Raw genomic sequence first — 20,126 nt, 5'->3', positions numbered from 1 at the left:
GATCTATAAATTTTTTAAAGCTTGTTTAATTAGTTGCTCTACCGAAAGCGTTCCTTCTGTTCCTTTTAAAATCTGATCAATAGTTTTTTCGGCGGTTTGTTTGGCAAATCCGAGCATTACCAATGCAGATAACGCTTCATCTTTAACTGTATTGTGTTGAGGCATAGAAATTAATGAATCTGCGCCTTCTTTTTTTAATTTATCCTGTAACTCTAAAACTAAACGCTGGGCGGTTTTGGCACCCAAGCCCTTAATGCGTTGAATAAGAGGTAAATCTGCTTTAACAATTGCGGTTTGGATTTCAACAGGTGTAATAGATGATAAAATCATTCTTCCGGTGTTTGGTCCAATTCCTGATACCGATATCAAGTGTAGAAATAAACGGCGTTCGCCCTCATCGGCGAAGCCGTATAATGTGTGTGCATCTTCTTTAACATGCAGCCAGGTATATAATTTACACCTTTCTGCATCGCCTAAAGCGCTGTAAGTATTTAAAGAGATGTTTATATGATAGCCTATACCGCCGGCTTCAACCACTACATATGCAGGGTTTTTGAATGTTAGTTTACCATCGATATAGGCGTACATTACTAATAATTTTTACGTGACGAATTTAGATTGGAAATAAATCCTGATGATTTATTTCTTGTTTGTTTTTGTAAATATACCTTTTCGTTTTGATGTTCCTGCAATTTCTTCTTTGGCCTGAACATCTACAACTGCAATAGTAACCATATTTACGATTTCCCGTACCGAACTTCCTAATTGAACAATATGAACAGGTTTATTCAATCCTAATAAAATCGGGCCAACCGCTTCTGCGCCACCAAGTTCCTGTAACAATTTGTAAGCGATGTTCCCAGATTCCAGATTGGGGAAAACCAATGTATTTGCAGGTTCGTTAGCTAATCTGCTGAACGGGAAATTGTCTTTCAGTAATTCATTATTGATGGCAAAGTTTCCTTGCATTTCACCATCAACAATTACTTCCGGATGGTTTTTATGAAGTATTTTAACCGTTTCTCTCACTTTGTTTGGCGTAACGCCATCGTTTGAACCAAAGTTCGAATACGATAATAAAGCAATGCGAGGTTTAATGTTAAACTGCTTCACTGATTTATCCAACAATAAAGTGATATCAACCAGCTCCTCAGCCGTTGGGTCAACATTTACCGTGGTATCTCCAAAGAAAACCGGACCTTTTTTGGTCATCATCATGTACATTCCGGCCACACGCTTAACACTTGGGTCAACCCCGATTACACGTAAAGCAGGTTTAATGGTAGAGCCATAATCTTTGGTTAAACCAGAAATCATCGCATCGGCTTCGCCAAATTCAACCATCGATGCACCGTAGTAGTTACGGTCTCTCAATAGTTTGGTGGCATCGTTCATGGAGATTCCTTTACGCTGGCGCTTTTGGTAAAGTGCATCAGCATATTGTTTGGTTTTCGCCGGATTTTGCATCTGGTCGATAATTTCTACACCTTCCAGCTCCAATGCATGCTCATCAATAATTGCCTGGATTTTTTCACGGTTACCGAGTAAAATCGGAATGGCAATATTTTCTTCACGAACAATTTGTGCCGCTTTTAAGATTTTGTAATTATCAGCCTCTGCAAACACCACACGTTTAGGATCTGACTTCGCTTTGGTGGTAATGGAACGCATAATTGCATCATCCAGGCCTAAACGTTTTCTTAATTCTTCAGTGTAAGCATCCCAATCGGTAATGATTTTTCGGGCAACACCACTTTCAATGGCGGCTTTAGCCACCGCGGTAGATACCTCGGTAATTAACCTGAAATCTACTGGTTTCGGAATAATGTAATCTTTACCAAATTTAAGGTTGCGGGCATTGTAAGCTAAGTTCACAGCCTCTGGAACCGATTTTTTTGCCAGTTCTGCAATGGCTTTCACCGCTGCAATTTTCATTGGCTCGTTAATGCTTGTTGCACGAACATCAAGCGCACCGCGGAAAATATATGGGAAACCTAATACATTATTTACCTGGTTCGGATAATCAGAACGGCCGGTAGCCATAATAATATCCTTACGGGTTTTAATGGCTAAATCATAGGCAATTTCCGGATTCGGATTAGCCATGGCAAACACAATCGGGTTTTTCGCCATGCCTAGAAGCATTTCAGGCGTAATTACATTAGCTGCCGATAAACCGATGAAAACATCTGCATCTTTCATGGCTTCACCAATGTTGCCGATATCTTTACGGGTGGTTGCAAAACCCATCCTAATCTCATCCAAATCCGTACGATGGATGTCGATAAGCCCGTTAATGTCGAACATAACCAGGTTCTCTTTCTTCACGCCTAATGAAAGGTACATTTTAGAACAAGAAACCGCAGCGGCACCTGCACCGCTCACTACCACTTTAATTTTATCGATTTTTTTCTTCTGTATTTCGATGGCATTTAACAATGCCGCACCAGAGATAATCGCTGTACCATGCTGGTCATCATGCATTACAGGAATTTTCATCTCCTGTTTCAGCCTTCTTTCAATTTCGAAACACTCAGGTGCTTTAATATCTTCCAGGTTAATTCCCCCGAAAGTAGGCTCCAAAGCCTTTACAATTTTCACGAAATCATCTACATTTTGTGTATCCAGTTCTAAATCGAACACATCAATATCAGAGAATATTTTGAACAACAGGCCTTTACCTTCCATTACCGGTTTCCCGGCTTCCGGACCAATGTTGCCCAATCCTAAAACGGCTGTTCCGTTACTAATTACCGCTACCAGGTTGCCCTTAGCCGTATATTTGTAAACATCTTCCGTGTTGTTTGCTATTTTTAAACAGGGCTCCGCAACTCCAGGTGAGTATGCTAGAGTTAAATCCCTTTGCGATGTTGTAGGTTTTGTAGGTACTACTTGTATTTTTCCCGGACGACCCTGTGAGTGGTAATCCAACGCATCTTGCTTTCTATTCGTATTACTCATTAAGTAACTTATTAGTGACGCCGCAAAGGTACAATTCTTTTATTAGGCAGAAAAACAAATATCCAAGCAAAATATCTAATTCCCAATGCCTTTTACATCAGTATGTTTGAGCAGAAATAAGGTATAATAATGAGTCGTTCAAATAATCAGTAAAGCAAAGGCAATACAAGCAATAATTGTTCGTCCTTCTTTCCGCTTAATCTTTTTGTTCATTTTTTCAGCACACTCCAATGTGGCTGCAACAAAAAGGATATCGCTGCAATAAGGTTTATTAACAAAGGTTATTGCCATAAACTTGCAAAACGCAGGATCAAGTCCCCTATACGCCTCCCATTTGTGGGTCGGTATAAGTTTCTTTTCCTGTTTCCATTCTGCCAGCAAACCTTTGCGCAAACAAACTATTTTTGGCAGTGGTAATTTCGAAATCGTACCAGCCGAAACTCGGTTTTAAATTTAAAATAATCGCTGCTTCGCTATTAGCGGCTATATTTTTCTGGACAGCACTTGCTTTGTATGCCAAATCGTTCAATTGAATGTTTATCGTGTTGTTGCCAGTATTCTTAATCAAAACCTTGATATTTCCTGTAGGTGCTTTCGTTAAGCGATTGAACTCATGTTCTGTTGAAATGTCTAAAAGCGGATCGTTTGCTGTACCCATAAACTCCCGGTAAAAACCATTTGGTCCGTTTAAGCGAAGGTGGTATTTCCCATCCTCAAAAGATTGAAGTGGCCAACTGTAGGTAAGTTCATCGTCCGCTTTTACTGCGAACGACCAGTTTCTGCAAATTTCCTCAAGCTTTTCATCTTTAAATTTTGCCGGAGCATAGACCGTAAAAGGCGCACCTGCCGAAGATTTTCCAAACAAACCGGTTTGAGCAGACATTTTGATTTCGAAGTGCTTTTTATCGTTTTGCAACATTCCCTCGCTCGCAAGCTGATAAGGTAATGCACAAGCTTTGCGAATGCCTTTTTCCTGTTGCGACATCACTGAAGCATAGTTGGATGTTTTGGCGATTTTTTTTATTTCATCATCAGATAAAGCCCTTGATGTTACGGGCGCTTCCTTAAATTTCGCATTGAAAATGGTTTCTACAAAAGCATTACGCTGCAAAAATGGTAACTTCTCTGCTGCCGAATCAAATGGCGTAAAGGCAGAAGTTAAATTACCGCAAATGGTTCTTCTCCATTCGCTAATGTTTTCCAGGCGGATATTTTTATTGTATTTGCGGTTTATAAATTCTTCCAGAAACTGGAGGGTAGAGGTATGATCAAAAACCTGTGAATTCACTTTTCCTCCACGGCTCCATGGCGAAGCAATGAGCATAGGAACCCTGAAACCTAAACCAATTGGCGCTTCTCTTGCGCCTTTCTCTGGTACGCCCTGCTTTAACTCATTGGCCAAACGCACATGCTCCACTTCGGTTTCAATCCCTTTAGAAACCTTCCCGGTTTCGGGTTTATTGTTATCAGGAATTGAAAACGGCACAACGTGGTCATAGTAGCCATCATTTTCATCGTAAGTAACAATAAAAATGGTTTTCTTCCACACTTCAGGGTTTTTGGTTAAAATATCCATCACCTCCGAAACCAGCCATGCACCGTACCATGGCGCACTCGGATGATCAGAAAAATTTTGAGGACCAGCCAACCAGGAAACCGTAGGCAATTTTCCAGTATTTACATCGGCCCTGAACTGGTGCAATACATCACCCTTCGGAATGGTAACTTCTCTTTCTTTGCCGTTATCATTATATTTTATTGAAGAAACACTTCTGTAATCCGGGTCATTTTTATTCACTACAAAAGCACGGTAAAACAAGCTTTTTTGCTCATCAGTTAATTTGGCGAAGTTTTTTTCATTCCACTTTTCCAAATCAGCGGTTGCATCATCCAGCGCCTTCATTTTGTTCTTAAGGTCGTTCTGGATTTTTTTCGCCGCAGCATCGCTCGAAGGACTTTCTTCTTGCAGTTTATTAACCTCTCCCGGTAAAGCATCAACCAGCTTTTGAAGGTTTTCTACGTATTTATCTTTAAACTTAACATTATAGGCTTTGAAAAACTCTAACAAGTTGCAACCAAAATTGGCCAGCCATGCCCTTTCTTCGCCTTTGAAACCACCACCGCAACTCGTTTCATTTTGATAAAACTTCCAGGCAATCTTATTTTCTTCCAGTAACTCCGGGAAGGTTTTCCAAACGTGTTTTCCGTAAGCAAAATCATCATTTCTGATATTGGCTTTTAAAATTCCATTTTCCTCGTGGGTAATTTTTCCCGTCCAGAAGAAAGACCTGTTCGGTGTAGTACTGGTCATGCCCGAACAAAAGTTCTGATCGCAAACGGTAAAAGCATCGGCCAGCGCATAGTTGAAAGGCAAATCTTCGCGTACATAATGACCTAATGTTAGCGGCATGTGGGCGTAACTTTTATTACCCGATTTTTTGGCGATGAGCCATTGATTGTATTTGCCCTGGTTATAGGCATCAACCTGACTGGCCCTTGAATGTGGCAATGAGCCCATCCAGGTTACTTTTGTATCTTTTATATTTAAACGAAATGGCGCATAGGTTTTTCCAGTGGCATCAGTTTGAAACCAAACAGGCTTTTGATCGGGCAGGCTAACCGCTCTTGGATCATTAAATCCGCGAACGCCCTGTAAACTACCAAAGGTATGGTCGAAAGATCGGTTCTCTTGCATCAAAATAACTACATGCTCTGCATCAAGGAACGTGCTACCTGGAGCAGGATCGATAGCAAAAGCTTTTTGAATTGAAGAAGGCATTACAGTTACCAACCCTGTTGCGCCTGAAAGCAGTAAAGATTTACGGAGAAATTCTCTTCTGGTATCCATGTTTGTTAAAATAATTTAAAGCAAATTAAAGTTATTTTAACATTATTTAAATGAAGCGAAAGTTAATTGTATGTAAATCGATGATAATGTTACAGAAAAATGCAGCGTGCTAATCTTTAGCCCTTGCTGATTTTAAGGACCATTCCAGCCTGTAAGCCGGCTTTGCTTAGTTTGTTATCACTCTCTACAGAGATGCCATAAATCAAGTATATATTCAGTTATAATTCGTATTTATATATTTCACGAGTAATAATATTTGTGACAACGATTTTATTATCATTAGCTCTTTTCCTAATGTAATATCCAACTCTTACTTGCTTACGGAAATTTGGTAAATATGTTAAGGTATAATTTTGGCCTTTGATACAAACTGTTGCAATACTCTTGTCGCTATATTCAATTTTTTCAATTTCACCATCAAAATTTACACTGGTCAAATTTTTATTATTTTGATGAGTAAGAATTAAAAAAATAACCAAATATATTCCAAAGATAAATGGGACTATTAACAGTAATCTTTTATAAAACATACGCTAAAATTAAAACGCATATAAATCTCAATGGTTTATCAGATTCCCATTGTGAGGATCTAAGCCAATATTAAATTTATGCCAGTCGTAAAATTGCTAAATATGGCAATTAATTCAATAATAACAAATATACCATCCTAATATTATCAACCCTTGCTAATCTTCAAAACCATTCCAGCCTGTAAGCCAGCTTTGCTTAGTTTGTTATCACGTTTAATGCTCTGCACTGTTGCGCCGTTAAATTTCTCGGCAATTTCTGACAGGGTATCTCCGGTTTTAACTCTGTAACTTAAAAAAGAAGCAGGAGCCTTTAACGGAACTCGGTTTTTTGCAAAAACTTTTAATTTTTGTCCGGGAACAATGGTTTTGCTTTTTAGTCCATTCCAAACACGCAAATCCTGCACCTCTACGCCATATTTGTTGGCTACCGCAGTCAGGTTTTGACCGGAGGTGACTTTATGATAAACTACCGTATTTGATGAAAAAGGTTTCACCGCCTTTTTACGTAAATCCCTTACATCATCGGTGCTGGCCTGGATGACCTGCATGCTCACATCAAGATCAGTATTGTACAACACCTCATAAACATTAGCGTAGTCAATATCTTTGAGTTTAGGCATTACAATACGCTTAGGTTCATCTTCCGTTCCGTTTACAATTTTTTTCTTGTATGAAGGGTTGAGCGCAAAAAGTGCAGTTTCATCAACATTTAAGGCCTGAGCCAAACTGGTTAAAGAAACAAAACGGCTGGTTTGAACGGTATCGGTTTTTAGAAACATATTACAGGCCTGGGCCGTAATCTGGTGATGTTTGGAATAATTCATCACATACACCGCAGCAATAAAAGCCGGAACATAATTCCGTGTTTCTTTTGGTAAAAACTGTCTGATCTCCCAGAAATCTCTGGAATTTGCTTTGATCATGGCCCTGGTTACATTTCCTTTACCGCAATTATATGCAGCAATAGCCAAAAGCCAATCGCCAAGTTCTTCGTAAGCATCTCTGAAATATTGTGCCGCAGCGTAACTTGCCTGGATGGGATCTTTACGTTCATCAACAAAATTATCCATCTTTAAGCCGTAAGCCTTACCGGTGCCAAACATGAACTGCCAGATACCCGTAGCACCCACCCGTGAGATGGCGTGAGGATTCATCTGTGATTCTACAATAGTTAAATATTTTATTTCCTGCGGAATCTCAAAATCTTTTAATGCTTTTTCAAAAATAGGAAAATAGTAACTGGAAAGCCCCATCATTTTGCCAAACATGTCTTTTCGTTTGGCATAGATATCAATGTACTGCTGCACATATTCGTTGTATGGCAAAGGAACCGTTTTCACGATAGAATCCAACCTTAGCTTGTAAATATAATTTTGACCCATTAGCAATGGGTTTTCATAAATTAAGGGAACAGCTACCGTATCCGTATTGATAAAAATATTGTTTTGCTTTTTAGCAAGACTATCTAATTTTAAGATTTGTTGTGCATTGGAAAAGGAAACATGAACGAGAAAAGCACAAATAGAGGTAAAAAGTAGTTTTTTAATCATGGGCTATTTCAATGATGATTTCGGATCCCAGACTTTGGACTCCGGACTAGCTTAATAAAAATGCTTGAGAAAAAGCCAGAAGCTTATCTTCCTCAAAATGTTTGGCTGTAAATTGAATACTTAACGGTAAACCTTCCGAATTATTGCCTAACGGTAATGCAATCGCCGGATTGCCGCTTAATGAAGGCAATACGGTAAAAATATCGGCCATATACATCACTAAAGCATCTTGCACATGGTCGCCAATTTTGAATGCAGGAGTTGGTGAAACCGGAGATAAAACCAAATCGTAATCTATAAACAGGCTATCCATTTTTTCTCTGATCAACCTACGCACTTGCTGTGCTTTTTGATAGTAGGCATCGTAATAACCAGCACTAAGCACAAATGTTCCAAGCAAAATTCTACGTTTTACCTCTTCGCCAAAGCCTTCAGCACGTGATAATTTGTAAAGCGCTGTTAATGATTTTGCCTCGGTGTTGCGGTGCCCGTAGTGTACACCGTCATAACGCGAAAGATTTGATGAAGCTTCTGCTGTGGTTAAAATATAATAGGCAGGAACGAGGTAATCTAAAAGATCAAAAGAAACATACTCAACAGTATGGCCATTGGCTTTTAAATCTTCAATTGATTTTAATATAGCAGCTTTAATTTCCGGATCGAGCGCATCGTTTTCGATTGTTTCTTTTAAAACGGCAATTTTCTGTTTTTCCGTTTTTTCAAGAAGCGATGGATAGTCTGGAACGGCTAATGGTGAAACAGTTGAATCGTTTTCATCAGCGCCAGCTAAAACCTGTAAAAGTAGTGCGGCATCGTCAACAGATGATGTAATCGGACCGACCTGATCAAATGAAGAAGCATAAGCAATAACACCGTACCTTGAAACGCGGCCGTAAGTGGGTTTCAAACCAATCTGGCCACAAAATGCAGCTGGCTGCCTTACCGAACCACCGGTATCAGTACCCAAAGCAGCTAAACACATATCTGCCTGAACTGCTACAGCCGATCCACCTGAAGAACCGCCGGGAACCAATTCAGGATTGGCTGCATTTTTTGCAGCGCCGAAATATGAAGTCTCATTTGAGCCACCCATGGCAAATTCATCGCAGTTTAAGCGGCCGATAATGACCGCATCTTCCTGCAATAACCTTTGCACAACAGTTGAAGAATAAGGCGAAACAAAACCATCAAGCATTTTTGATGATGCTGTAACAACATGGTCTTTGTAACAGATGTTATCTTTAATACCAATAACCATCCCAGCAAGTTTCCCTGCTGTACCATTTTCTATCTTTTGCTGTACCGCTTTAGCCTGAGCTTCTGCCGAATAAAAAAACACCTCGTTGAATGCATTGAGGTGTTCATTTTCTTTAATTTGCTTAAAATAATAAGCCAATAAATCGGTTAAAGTTAGTTGCTTTTGCGAAATGAGCGTTTGTATCTCTTTGAGAGAGCTGTATTTCTTCAAAACTAAAAATTATTGAAATTAAATGGTTTTATCGCGGTTCGAAGGATCAACCTGATCGCCATCAACACCATCTTTACCATCTTTAAATTCTTTAACACCTTTTCCTAATCCTCTCATTAGTTCAGGAATTTTTTTACCACCAAACAATAACAAAACCACTACAGCGATAATGATAATTTCTGGTGTTCCAAGCATTGCTGCTATTGTTGTATTTAACATAACTTTGTTGTTTAAACTTTTTGATTGTCAGTTACTGTTTCATCAATGGGATTAACTGAGGGATGAGGTTTGCTCAAATTCGGCCCCACTTTTTCATCAACCGGTGTTTCTTCGGTTGGGTGGTGGCGTTGATTGTTATTGTTTGCAACAGTCTCTTCTGCTTCTTCTTTGTCTAAATCCATCGCATTGATGTTTCTATGGATTTCACGCTTCACACCATCAGATGCATCTTTAAATTCTCTGATTCCCTTTCCTAAGCCTCTTGCTAATTCAGGTAATTTTTTACCTCCAAATAACAAAAGAACCACCACTAAAATGAGTACGATCTCTGATCCACCCATGTTTAAAAATTCTAATAACGTGCCTTGATACATCACTAATCTATTTTATACAAATATAAACAATTTATAACTGTCTGTTTTATTTACTAATCCAGGCTTCAGGATTTAAAACTGCATTTCCTCTTCTTATTTGGAATTTCAAAATTGCATCATCACCGGTATTGGCTACAACTCCAATCACTTGCTTAGTGTCTACTGAGTTTCCAACACTTACGTTTACCGATCTTAAATTTTGATAAACTGTGAAATACTCACCGTGTTTAATAACCACAAAGGTACGACCCATAATATTTTGAACCATTGTAACGCTGCCTGAAAAAACCGCTCGTACAGCAGAACCTTCAGCCGTTGTAATGTCTATTCCATCATTGGTATAAGTGGCCTGATCTACTTTATGGAGCCCAAATCGCTCTGTTACAGTTCCTGTGGCAACAGGCCACGGCAATCTGCCTCTATTTCCCTCAAAACCGGCCGATAAACGGGCAGCTTCTGGTGTTGCATTTAATGCTTCACTCGAAGTTTTCTCTTTAACTACGGGCGCCTTAGTCGCAGTTGGAGCAGGTCTGTTCTCCGCCTTAGCTCTTTCGGCAGCTGCTTTTTCTTCAGCCGCACGCTTCGCGGCGGCTATCCTTGCTTCTTCTGCTGCTTTTCTTTTAGCCGCTTCAATTGCTCTTTGGATTGCTGCACTAATGGCGGCATCAATTTGTTTCTGTTGCCTTCTTCTCGAAGCAATATCTTGTGCAAACTGTTTTTCCTGCTTACTGAGTTTGCCCAGAACAGCAGATTGCTGATTTTTATCTTTACCTAAACGTTCTCTTTCTTTTTCCTGCTCTTTTAAAAGCTCACTTTTTTCACGAAGGGTTTTATCCAAAACCTTAATTTTTCCGTTCAGATCTTGCTGGGTGTTTTCAATGTAACCCGCCTGCTTTTTACGATATTGGCTAAATTGCTGTAAATACTTAATCCGTTTGTAGGCCTGATTAAAATCTCTCGAAGCAAAAACAAACATCATTTTATCATATGAGTTTCTGTTTCTTTGCGCAAAGCGGATCATGCCTGCGTATTCCTTTTTAAGTTCGCCTAACTGGCCTTGTAATGTATGTACGGTATTCGTGTTCTGAGAGATTTGATTATCAAGATTTTTAATTTCAGAGTTGATGGTTCCGATTTTTTCCTGACGTAGGCGAATTTGGGCATTAATGGTGTTGATTTGCTGCAAAGTTAACTTCTTACCACTTGCCGCTTTATTCAAATTCTTTTGAAGCTGCTCAATTTCACGTTGGATAGCTTCTTTTTTTCTTCTTAATTGACTTTCAGTTTGCGCTATGGCAGAAAACGCAAAAACGCTTAAAAACAGGATGAATACGAGTTTATGTAGCTTCATTGAGCCAAAAGTATAAAAATTTTACAGGAAAAAATATTAAAATTGAGATACTTATACCTTAACAGCCTAATCGTTAATGATCTTCATCCATTCTTCATCGAGCCATAGAAAGCTCAACCTCTAATAGCGAAATCACTAAGATATTATTTAATTACCGTATATCTCTTTGGAACAGTAAACGGAAAATCAACCGGAACATTGCCGTCTATTTTTACATATTGTAAATCGATGTTGATTTTTTTGGTGCCAGATAGCGTATTAATTTGTAATGCACTTGGAAAAAGTGATTCATTAAGTTTCTGATAGTCGGTATAATTCACCTTTAATGCCTGACCGTTTTTAGAATCATTAAGATTTGTTTCCGAAACCTTTAACAGTGTATTGAAAAGTAAGCGGTAATCGAGTTCCTGCTTTCTTCCCGAAACTACCCAAACCCCGTTTTCCTGTTTCACATCAGATTGGGCGGTTAAAAATTCACCCATGGCGTTACCCGTTAAAATACTCTGTAACGTATTAAAATTTACCTGTTTATTAGTGAAAGTATAAATGTAGCTGAATGGTTTTTTTACATACTCGCTTTTCAACCTGTTCATAATTTTAATGCTGTCAGGTGTAATTAAAGCTCTGGCTACCTCAGCTAAACCACCCAATGCAGTAATGCTTACCCAAATAGTTTCCTTGTCTTTCATCTTGAAATTCATGGTCACTTCATTTGCATCGCCAGAAATATTTAAGTTTGCTTTTGCCTTTAACGACAGCGTATTAAACTTTAGTTGTTTGCTGTTAAGCGTGGCTAAAGCTTCCGCTTTTGTATTATCGGCAGGTTTTTCAGTAGGTTTGGTTGGTGCTACAACAATTTCTTTTTTGGGCTTACAAGCCGTTGCAAAAACAATTGTTCCTAAAATTAAAGCGCTATTTAAAATATTTCTTTTCATTAATTTTTTTGTTTAAAACTTCAGAATGGTTGCCTGCTTCTTTTGCTTTTTGCCATTGTAACAGTGCGGCATCTTTTTCACCTTTCATGTACAGGATATCGCCATAATGCTCCAGATAAACACCATTTTTGTAGGTATTGTTTTGGAGCGCTTTTTCGATCCAGGTTTTGGCTAAATCGTACTTTTGTTGCTTGAATAATATAAACGCGTAAGTATCGGTAACAGATGAATTTGTGGGCATTGCATTGGCGGCAGTTTCGGCATATTTTGCAGCTTTTGTTAAATCGTCATTTTTTAGTGCCAGGTAATAGGCATAATTATTCATGATGAGGTAATTATCGGGTTCGATACCGATTGCTTTTTCAAAAGCAATTTTCGCCTGATTGAAATTATTTTGATTGATGAAAATATCTCCCTGAAGGGCATAAACCTGGGCCTGCAAACTTTTGTTATCAGCATCTAGCTGCAATGCTGTTTTTAAATTGTTTTGCGCCTGCTCCAACTTATTGGTTTTGTATTGCGCATAAGCCATGTAATAATATAAACTTGCTTGATTAGGATAAATGGTTAGAGCTTCATCGCCAACTTTTACAGCTTCATCATAATGGCCAATGAGTGTTTGAATATTAATAATCTGTTCCCAAACCACATAAATCTGATCATTTAGCTTTAACGCTTGCTGGTATTGTACCAGTGCCTCTTTCAATTTATTTTGCTGGTAAAGTACATCACCATAAAGGGCCAAGGCTTTTGCGTCTCCGGGATTTTGAGTTGCCACAAGTTTACTTAAATCGGTTAAATTTTTAGCCACAACAGGTTGATCTATTTTCGGAAATAACGCGGCAACAATTTTTACTTTTTCAGTCAGTGGCATATCAGCACTTTCGAAAGCCAGTTTTAGCGCTGAAAACGCGGCATCGTCATTTTTTTGCTTACGATAAATGTCTGCTAAAGCGAGGTTTACCTCAAAGTTGTTGGGCTCTAATTGCTGGGCTTTCGACAATACTTTCAAGGCCTCAGGATAATTTTGTTTTTGCAACAGCAAGCCAGCGGCATAGAGATAATTTTTAACATCGGCCTGATTGCCTTCCAGCAACTTTACAATATCACTTTCAGAGGCTGACCCGTTAGATTGTAACCGCTTCCGGGCGGTTGCAAGATCTCTTGATTCGCCAAATTTGATTTCAATCTGATCATAGATTTTTTTGGCTTCCTCGCTTTTGTTAGACAGAAAAAGTGCATTTGCCTTATCGAAATAATAACCATCATTTTCAGGATTGATGCGAATGAGCTGGGAAAGCACTTCTACCAACTCCGGCATTTTATTGTTGCGTTTATAAACCTCGCCCAGCAACCTATAGTACCATTGGTTATTGTTATTTAATTTAATGGCTTGTTTAATGTTTTCTTCGGCTTCAGGAAGTTTATCCAATCTGATATTTGCATTAGCCAGCTCATAAAATGCAGCGTGGTTATTCGCATCCATGCCCACAATCTTACTGAAATTGCTGGCCGCCATTAAATAGTTGTCAGCCATTTTTTCTCTCAAACCCGAAAAAAACAACTGCTTTACCATGTTGCTGTCTCTGCTTGCAGTTGATACCACAGGCATTTGCCCAAAAGTTTTTAGGCTAAGGGTTATTGCGATAAAAAAAATAACTGCTTTATTCATATTTTAAATAAATGAAAAAATGAGTAATTGACTGAATGAGCGCATTTACAGCTTGCGTAAACATTCACTCATTCAAAACTCATTCATTCGAAATCTAAACTTTTCCGGTGTGCCCATAACCGCCTTCACCTCTTGCCGTTTCACCGAGCACATCAACTGGTGCCCACTCAACAGTTTCGTGTTTGGCCACAACCATTTGTGCTATTCTATCTCCATTAACGATTTTGAATTCCGTATCTGATAAGTTTACCAATAAAACTTTTAATTCTCCACGATAATCCGCATCGATTGTCCCAGGAGAATTTACAATACTAATTCCATGTTTATAAGCCAAACCACTTCGCGGGCGGATTTGTGCTTCGTAACCCACTGGCAATTCCATAAACAAACCCGTTGGTACCAATAACCTTTGCAGCGGTTTTAAGGTAATATCTTCTGAAATCGACGCCCTTAAATCCATTCCTGCAGCATGAGCTGTTTCGTATTGAGGTAAAGGATGTTCTGATTTATTGATGATTTTAATGTTCATATTGGTTATCATGCTTTAATAAGTGCTATAATAAAAAAGATGATTTATAAGCCTTAAATTTTATAGTACTAGGATCCTTTTTTTAGTAGGTTTTTTATATTATCCTTCTCAAAATAAAATATCCCTGCCAAAAATACGATTAGAATGGCGTTGCCAATGTAAATATTACGATGAAATATCCAGAAAGATAAACCAACAAAAATGACAGAAATTATGATATAGGCACTCATCGATTTCAGTTTATAGGGTATTGGATAGTGTTTTTGGCCTAACCAATAAGAGATGGTCATGATAATAAAGTACGCGAACATTGATACCCATGCAGAGCCCATGTAACTGTATTTGGGAATGAGTATAATGTTCATCACAATTGTGAACACAGCACCTACCAAAGAGATGTATAAGCCATATCTGGTTTGATCTGAAAGGCGATACCAGACTGATAAGTTCATATAGATACCCAGGCAAACATAACCGAAGAGCAATACAGGAACCGCATTCAAACCTTCCCAATATCTCGAATCGATAAAATGTTTTATGATTTCAATATTGGCTGTTAACCCGAGAAATAAGATAGATAATGCCAATACGAAATAGTACAAAATGGTGGCGTAAGTTTGCTTTGCATTCTCATTTTTAGCGTGACTAAAAAAGAAAGGTTCGGCACCCAATCTGAATGCAGTATTAAAAATGCTGATGAAAACGGCCAACTTACACACGGCACCATAAATACCCACATCATGATTGGCAATGCTATTTGGCAAATATTTACCTAACAAAATTTTATCAAGATTTTCATTTATGATGAAGGATAAATTCGCAACCAAAACTGGCCAGCTATAGCCAAACATATTGTAAAACAGGCTTTTACTGAACTTTAATCGAAGCTCCAAAAACTGTGGTATAAGCATAACAAGTGTAATAACACTTGCAATTAAGTTTGCTACAAATACATATCCAACCCACCTGCCTCTGTACCAGCTAGCTAACCAGTCGGCTAAAATGTCATGTTTAATGAGTAGGGGTAAAACAAATATGAATATTAAATTGAAGCCAATAAATGTTCCAATGTTTAGAAATTTTATCAAACTGTATTTAAAGGGTTTTCCATCGGCTCTTAATTTAGCAAATGGAATAACACTTATAGCGTCTACGAATAAAATCCATGCAAAAAAATGTATATATGATTTTTGATCTGCAAGGCCAGAAATGTTCCCATTTAGGGTGTATTTTGCTAAAAAATCTGTGAATACTAATGCCGTAATTAAAAACAAGGTGGAGATGAATGCAATAACCAAAAAACTATTATTGTAAACCTCTTGTTTTTTGTCTTCGTGTTTATTTAAATATCTAAAAAAAGTGGTTTCCATCCCGAATGCCAATATGGGATTGATGATGGAAACATAACTAAACATTTTTGTGAAAACGCCATACACGCCCGGAGCAAAAACTGTGGTGTAAATGGGTGTTAAAATGAAGTTGAACAAACGTGAGAGGATGGTACTAATGCCATACACCATTGTTTGACCCAGAAACTTTTTATATACTGACAAGAGGATTTTTGGTTTTAGATTTACGATTTAGATTGGCATGGCCAATTTAAAATTTTTAATCTGTTTAATTTATTTTACACTAGCTCATTATTGATTGATCTTAGACATTGAAATCGTGAATCTTCAATCTAAAATCATAAATCTCCCTACCAAAGCAGGTTTTTTTTCACCACTTCGAAATTCTGGAAGTTTTTAAGTTCGCCCTCGGTTACTTCCACATTTTCCACTACTGACTTATCCGGCCCTTCTTTGCACCAATCTATAAAGGGTTCCAATATAAACGGCTCAGCCTCTGCTTCAATATGAACAGACCCATCTTTTTCATTTTTCACAAAGCCTTTTATACCCATTTGATCGGCCACTGCTTTCGTACTCGCCCTAAAAAACACGCCCTGTACTTTGCCTACTACTTTAATATTTAGATGTTTCATTGGTATCAGAAGTTGAAATCTTAATGTTGCAAAGTTAATAAACGATTACGCATTAAATTGTTTCATCATACAAATCCCTGAACGATTTTAATCCCGATAGGTATTCCTGCCAAATTTCTTTTAATATCTCTTTAGCAGGTTTAATTCTATCCAACATAGCTGATACCTGACCGATTTCAAGTTCGCCATTTTCCATATCACCTTCAAACATGCCAAGTTTTGCTCTGGCTCTGCCCAACAACTCTGTTAACTCAGTCCGATCGGCGCCTTCTTCCTCAGCCCGGGCGATGGCATCGGCAAATTCATTTTTTAATAACCTTACGGGTACAAGCTTTTTCATGGCCAGTTTGGTATCGCCCTCGGCTGATGAAATAATTTTATTTTTAAACGATGGGTGCGCCGATGATTCTTCTGCAACAGCAAAAGCAGAACCAACCTGAACGGCATCGGCTCCTAAGGCAAAAGCCGCCAACATCGACTTTCCACTTCCAATTCCACCGGCAGCAATTACAGGAATAGTTACAGCAGCTTTAATCATCGGAATTAAACATAACGTGGTGGTTTCTTCCCGTCCGTTATGCCCGCCAGCTTCAAAGCCTTCAGCAACAATGGCGTCTACACCCGCCTCCTCAGCTTTCAATGCGAACTTCGTATTCGCAATTACATGAACTACTCTAATTCCTTTTTCTTTCAAAATTTTGGTCCAGGTTGCAGGATTGCCAGCAGAAGAAAAGACGATTTTAATATCTTCTTCCAATACCACGTTAATAATTTCCTGGATATTTGGGTATAAAAGCGGAATGTTTACCCCAAATGGCTTATCTGTTGCCCGTTTGCATTTCTGGATGTGTTCCCTTAAAACTTCAGGATACATTGAGCCTGCACCAATGATGCCCAGGCCTCCGGCATTTGAAACTGCTGATGCCAGTTTCCAACCACTACACCAAACCATACCAGCCTGGATAATTGGATATTTTATGTTGAATAGTTTGCAGATTGGGTTCATAAGCGATTGCTTATTTATGGTAATGCCCTCGAAGTGAATAGACAAATATCGTTTAGCCCTTCACTTCATAAATTAATCGATGTTCTTTATTTATTCTTCTCGACCAATTGCCAGATTGTTCATATTTTAATGCTTCAGGTTTGCCAATTCCATCGAATGGTGTCGACTGAATGCTTTCTAAAAGATTTCGAATCTTTTTTAATACAGATTGATTTCCAGATTTTTTGAAATAGTTTAAATCCGCTAACGCAACGAGCGTAAACTCTATTTCCATATATCATCCAGGCTAACTTTTACCGTCTTACCATCTGCGGCCTGTTGTTTACTGATCTTCATTTTTTCAACAAATTCAGTTTTATAAGGTTGCTTGTTTTCCTCAAATGAAATATTAAAAGCTTTCATAAACGCTTTTAATGCTGATAATTGTTCTTTGTTTTCAGGATGTACGATTAATGTGCCCATGTATTCAAAATTACGTAAAACTTATCGTTGAACAAATAGCACATTTGATAGTTTATTACATCAATTTATTTACCTGATCATTTTCAATCAAAAAATCTTCAGATAACTGAATCAGATTCAGGCCTGGCTTTTTACCAACCTCAATACTGCCAAATAAGCTAGTTAAACCTAAAAATTCTGCTCCGTTTATGGTTGCCCATTGCAAAAGCTTTTCAAAGGATACATTTTTATATTGCTGCAGGGTTTTCATTTCCGATAAAATATTCAGCTGCTTATTACTGGCCAAGCTATCTGTTCCGAGCGTGATTTTAACTTCTTCATCAATCAGCATATCAACATCAGGCAAGGAATTTTCGATGTACAAATTGGCCTGGGGGCAAAGGCACCAATATAAATTTTGATGGTTTTGCTTCGCAAATTCAACATCTTCTTTACTTGAAACCGTGTTGTGAACCAAAAGTGTTTTTTGCTTTTTGATGTGCGGCAACCAGGTTTGTAATGAAGTTTTTTTTGATGGTTCAAAAAAAGTGATGTCTAAACCAAGAAACCTGTACAAGTCTAAAAAACCTCCGGTTTTACTTTCAAAAAATGCATTTTCATTAGTCGTTTCCTGGTTATGTATGCTGATCAAAGCATCCTCTTTTTCTGCCGCTTCATTTATTAAAGCAAAAAGCTGTGGCGAAACAGAGTAGGGTGCGTGTGGCACAACCGAAGCAGGCAAGGGGGCAAATTCGTTTTTTATTCCCACGGCGTAATCCATTATTACATTAGCCCTTTGCGGATTAAAACCCATCGCTTCTACAAAGGTGTGGTAATAAATTTTACTGCGCTGTTTAATTTCTTTGGATGCAATTTGATTGGAGATATCGCCTACTACAACAATACCATTTTCGAACATTTGCTTGTCGGCATTTCGCATGGCCATATCGATTTGCACGGCATCTGCCTGCCTGCTGCTAATAATTTGCTGTACAAAAGCCACCAAACCTGTATGCTCTGGAATTTGGGCTAACATGTGCGAAAGTTCCAAATGGCAATGGGTGTTAATGAAACCTGGAACAATGGCACCGGTATGTTTCTCAACGCTTACATCAAGTCTTTCAGCTTCATCTGCAGTAAAAATTTCTTTTATTTCACCATCCTCACCAACAGCAATTACCCCATTTTTAATAGGTGGTGCACTTACTGGGAAAATCCAATCGGCTGAAAAATATTGTAGCATGAAACAAACTTAAGATTTTTGATTTGTAACGTAGCAAAGAAGTAAAATGCTTGGGGAACTGTAGATTTTGTTTCAACCTACAATCATTATTATACAATTGTAAATTAAAAGAGCCTCCTATCGGAATCGAACCAATGACCTACTGATTACAAGTCAGTTGCTCTACCAGCTGAGCTAAGGAGGCTTTTAATCGGGCTGCAAGTATAGAAAAAAATATTCTTTTGATAAAAATTTTTTTAGATTTTTTTATTTGAGCGGAGTATTCGATTATCGGTAATCAAGGCAAATAAAATATGGTGGAAGAACATCCCGGCCTAAACATGCAAACCCTTAAACAAGAAAAAGCCGCCTTTGAAGGCAGCTTTTTATATTTTGAAATCCGGATGGATTATTTTGCTAATGCCATTGCGGTTTTATTGGCTGTCATTAAATCATCAGCAATGAAAGATTCAGATTTACGACTGGCGAACTCGACTAATTTCACATTTTTCATGTTGCTGGCAATCATGGTGCTTTCTACTGCTGTACCATTTAATTTTAATACGGCATCTTCTTTAACAACCGTGTACAAACTTGCTGCGGTGGTTTTAATTTTTGCAGTAGCACTTTGGTTTAAAAATAACTGCAGGTTTTTTACTTCAAAATTATTAGTGGTTACCACCATCGATTGGCCGTAAGCTTCCACTCTTTCAAGGTCTTTAACGGTGATATTTACTGTAACCTGTTGCGACTCCATCGACTGGATGTAAAGCGTGTGTCCGTTACTGAATACCGAAGTTTTAGTGGCATCATAATTTTCAGAACCTTTAATGCTTTCTTTGTCTCCCTGTGTTAAAACTACTTTTACATTTCCGCTTACCCAAATGCGGTTTACATTTTTAACGGATGTGGTTTTTGCCAGTGGAGCTGAATCAGCTGCATAAGTGGTGGCTACTGATGAAGCAAATAATACTGCTGTTAATGCTGTTGCGAATAATGTTTTGGCTAATGTTTTCATGACTTTATATTTTAAGTT

19 protein-coding genes and 1 tRNA gene are annotated in these 20,126 nt (G+C 38.2%); all 20 read right to left on the bottom strand.

The genetic code is table 11. The features are described 5' to 3' along the window. Nucleotides 1-3 precede the first annotated feature (3 nt). The 20 genes from ruvA to R2Q70_RS02295 all read right to left on the bottom strand — a co-directional run bounded on the left by ruvA (nt 4) and on the right by R2Q70_RS02295 (nt 20,108). Complete coding sequence (gene ruvA, locus R2Q70_RS02390; RefSeq protein WP_010600233.1) at nt 4-588, bottom strand: Holliday junction branch migration protein RuvA; 585 nt, start codon at nt 586-588, stop codon at nt 4-6. A gap of 51 nt (nt 589-639) precedes the next feature. Next, nucleotides 640-2,961, bottom strand: a complete 2,322-nt coding sequence (locus R2Q70_RS02385) for an NADP-dependent malic enzyme (RefSeq protein WP_316806074.1) — start codon at nt 2,959-2,961, stop codon at nt 640-642. Nucleotides 2,962-3,280: 319 nt separating this feature from the next. Continuing rightward, complete coding sequence (locus R2Q70_RS02380) at nt 3,281-5,809, bottom strand: phosphocholine-specific phospholipase C (protein WP_316806073.1); 2,529 nt, start codon at nt 5,807-5,809, stop codon at nt 3,281-3,283. Nucleotides 5,810-6,027: 218 nt separating this feature from the next. Then, complete coding sequence (locus tag R2Q70_RS02375) at nt 6,028-6,339, bottom strand: hypothetical protein (protein ID WP_316806072.1); 312 nt, start codon at nt 6,337-6,339, stop codon at nt 6,028-6,030. Nucleotides 6,340-6,485: 146 nt separating this feature from the next. Continuing rightward, nucleotides 6,486-7,889: a lytic transglycosylase domain-containing protein gene (locus tag R2Q70_RS02370; RefSeq protein WP_316806071.1), complete on the bottom strand. Its 1,404-nt coding sequence runs from the start codon at nt 7,887-7,889 to the stop codon at nt 6,486-6,488. A 46-nt stretch (nt 7,890-7,935) separates the two neighbouring features. Then, a complete protein-coding gene (gene gatA, locus R2Q70_RS02365; protein ID WP_316806070.1) occupies nt 7,936-9,357 on the bottom strand; it encodes an Asp-tRNA(Asn)/Glu-tRNA(Gln) amidotransferase subunit GatA in 1,422 nt (473 codons plus the stop codon). 18 nt (nt 9,358-9,375) lie between these two features. Beyond that, entirely contained in the window at nt 9,376-9,576 is a 201-nt protein-coding gene (locus R2Q70_RS02360; protein WP_010600228.1) for a twin-arginine translocase TatA/TatE family subunit, read from the bottom strand. Between the two features lie 11 nt (nt 9,577-9,587). Then, the gene (locus R2Q70_RS02355; protein WP_316806069.1) at nt 9,588-9,917 is read right to left on the bottom strand and encodes a twin-arginine translocase TatA/TatE family subunit; all 330 of its coding nucleotides are present in this window, start codon (nt 9,915-9,917) and stop codon (nt 9,588-9,590) included. Between the two features lie 79 nt (nt 9,918-9,996). Beyond that, nucleotides 9,997-11,301, bottom strand: coding sequence for a murein hydrolase activator EnvC family protein (locus tag R2Q70_RS02350; protein ID WP_316806068.1), 1,305 nt, complete (start codon nt 11,299-11,301; stop codon nt 9,997-9,999). 143 nt (nt 11,302-11,444) lie between these two features. Beyond that, on the bottom strand, nt 11,445-12,236 hold the full coding sequence (locus tag R2Q70_RS02345) for a DUF4292 domain-containing protein (RefSeq protein ID WP_316806067.1): 792 nt from the start codon (nt 12,234-12,236) through the stop codon (nt 11,445-11,447). Next, nucleotides 12,214-13,908 carry a tetratricopeptide repeat protein gene (locus R2Q70_RS02340; protein WP_316806066.1) on the bottom strand — a complete coding sequence of 565 codons (1,695 nt, stop codon included), beginning with the start codon at nt 13,906-13,908 and terminating at the stop codon, nt 12,214-12,216. The genes R2Q70_RS02345 and R2Q70_RS02340 overlap by 23 nt, the downstream gene beginning before the upstream one ends. Nucleotides 13,909-14,002: 94 nt before the next feature. After that, nucleotides 14,003-14,437, bottom strand: coding sequence for a dUTP diphosphatase (dut, locus tag R2Q70_RS02335; protein ID WP_316806065.1), 435 nt, complete (start codon nt 14,435-14,437; stop codon nt 14,003-14,005). Between the two features lie 68 nt (nt 14,438-14,505). After that, entirely contained in the window at nt 14,506-15,990 is a 1,485-nt protein-coding gene (locus R2Q70_RS02330; protein ID WP_316806064.1) for a lipopolysaccharide biosynthesis protein, read from the bottom strand. Between the two features lie 146 nt (nt 15,991-16,136). Further along, a complete protein-coding gene (locus R2Q70_RS02325) occupies nt 16,137-16,421 on the bottom strand; it encodes an acylphosphatase (RefSeq protein WP_316806063.1) in 285 nt (94 codons plus the stop codon). A gap of 52 nt (nt 16,422-16,473) precedes the next feature. Continuing rightward, complete coding sequence (locus tag R2Q70_RS02320; RefSeq protein ID WP_316806062.1) at nt 16,474-17,427, bottom strand: NAD(P)H-dependent flavin oxidoreductase; 954 nt, start codon at nt 17,425-17,427, stop codon at nt 16,474-16,476. Nucleotides 17,428-17,479: 52 nt separating this feature from the next. After that, nucleotides 17,480-17,701: a Txe/YoeB family addiction module toxin gene (locus tag R2Q70_RS02315; protein WP_316806061.1), complete on the bottom strand. Its 222-nt coding sequence runs from the start codon at nt 17,699-17,701 to the stop codon at nt 17,480-17,482. Beyond that, entirely contained in the window at nt 17,692-17,889 is a 198-nt protein-coding gene (locus R2Q70_RS02310) for a DUF2683 family protein (RefSeq protein ID WP_316806060.1), read from the bottom strand. Before R2Q70_RS02310 ends, R2Q70_RS02315 begins: the two co-directional genes overlap by 10 nt. 55 nt (nt 17,890-17,944) lie before the next feature. Then, on the bottom strand, nt 17,945-19,111 hold the full coding sequence (locus R2Q70_RS02305) for an amidohydrolase family protein (RefSeq protein ID WP_316806059.1): 1,167 nt from the start codon (nt 19,109-19,111) through the stop codon (nt 17,945-17,947). A 111-nt stretch (nt 19,112-19,222) separates the two neighbouring features. Next, nucleotides 19,223-19,295, bottom strand: a tRNA-Thr gene (locus R2Q70_RS02300). Nucleotides 19,296-19,499: 204 nt separating this feature from the next. Then, the gene (locus R2Q70_RS02295; protein ID WP_316806058.1) at nt 19,500-20,108 is read right to left on the bottom strand and encodes a GIN domain-containing protein; all 609 of its coding nucleotides are present in this window, start codon (nt 20,106-20,108) and stop codon (nt 19,500-19,502) included. Nucleotides 20,109-20,126 lie beyond the last annotated feature (18 nt).

Origin of the sequence: Pedobacter agri (assembly GCF_032678665.1) — a bacterium.
Classification (GTDB): domain Bacteria; phylum Bacteroidota; class Bacteroidia; order Sphingobacteriales; family Sphingobacteriaceae; genus Pedobacter; species Pedobacter agri_A.
This window is presented reverse-complemented; position numbering and strand designations above follow the sequence as displayed.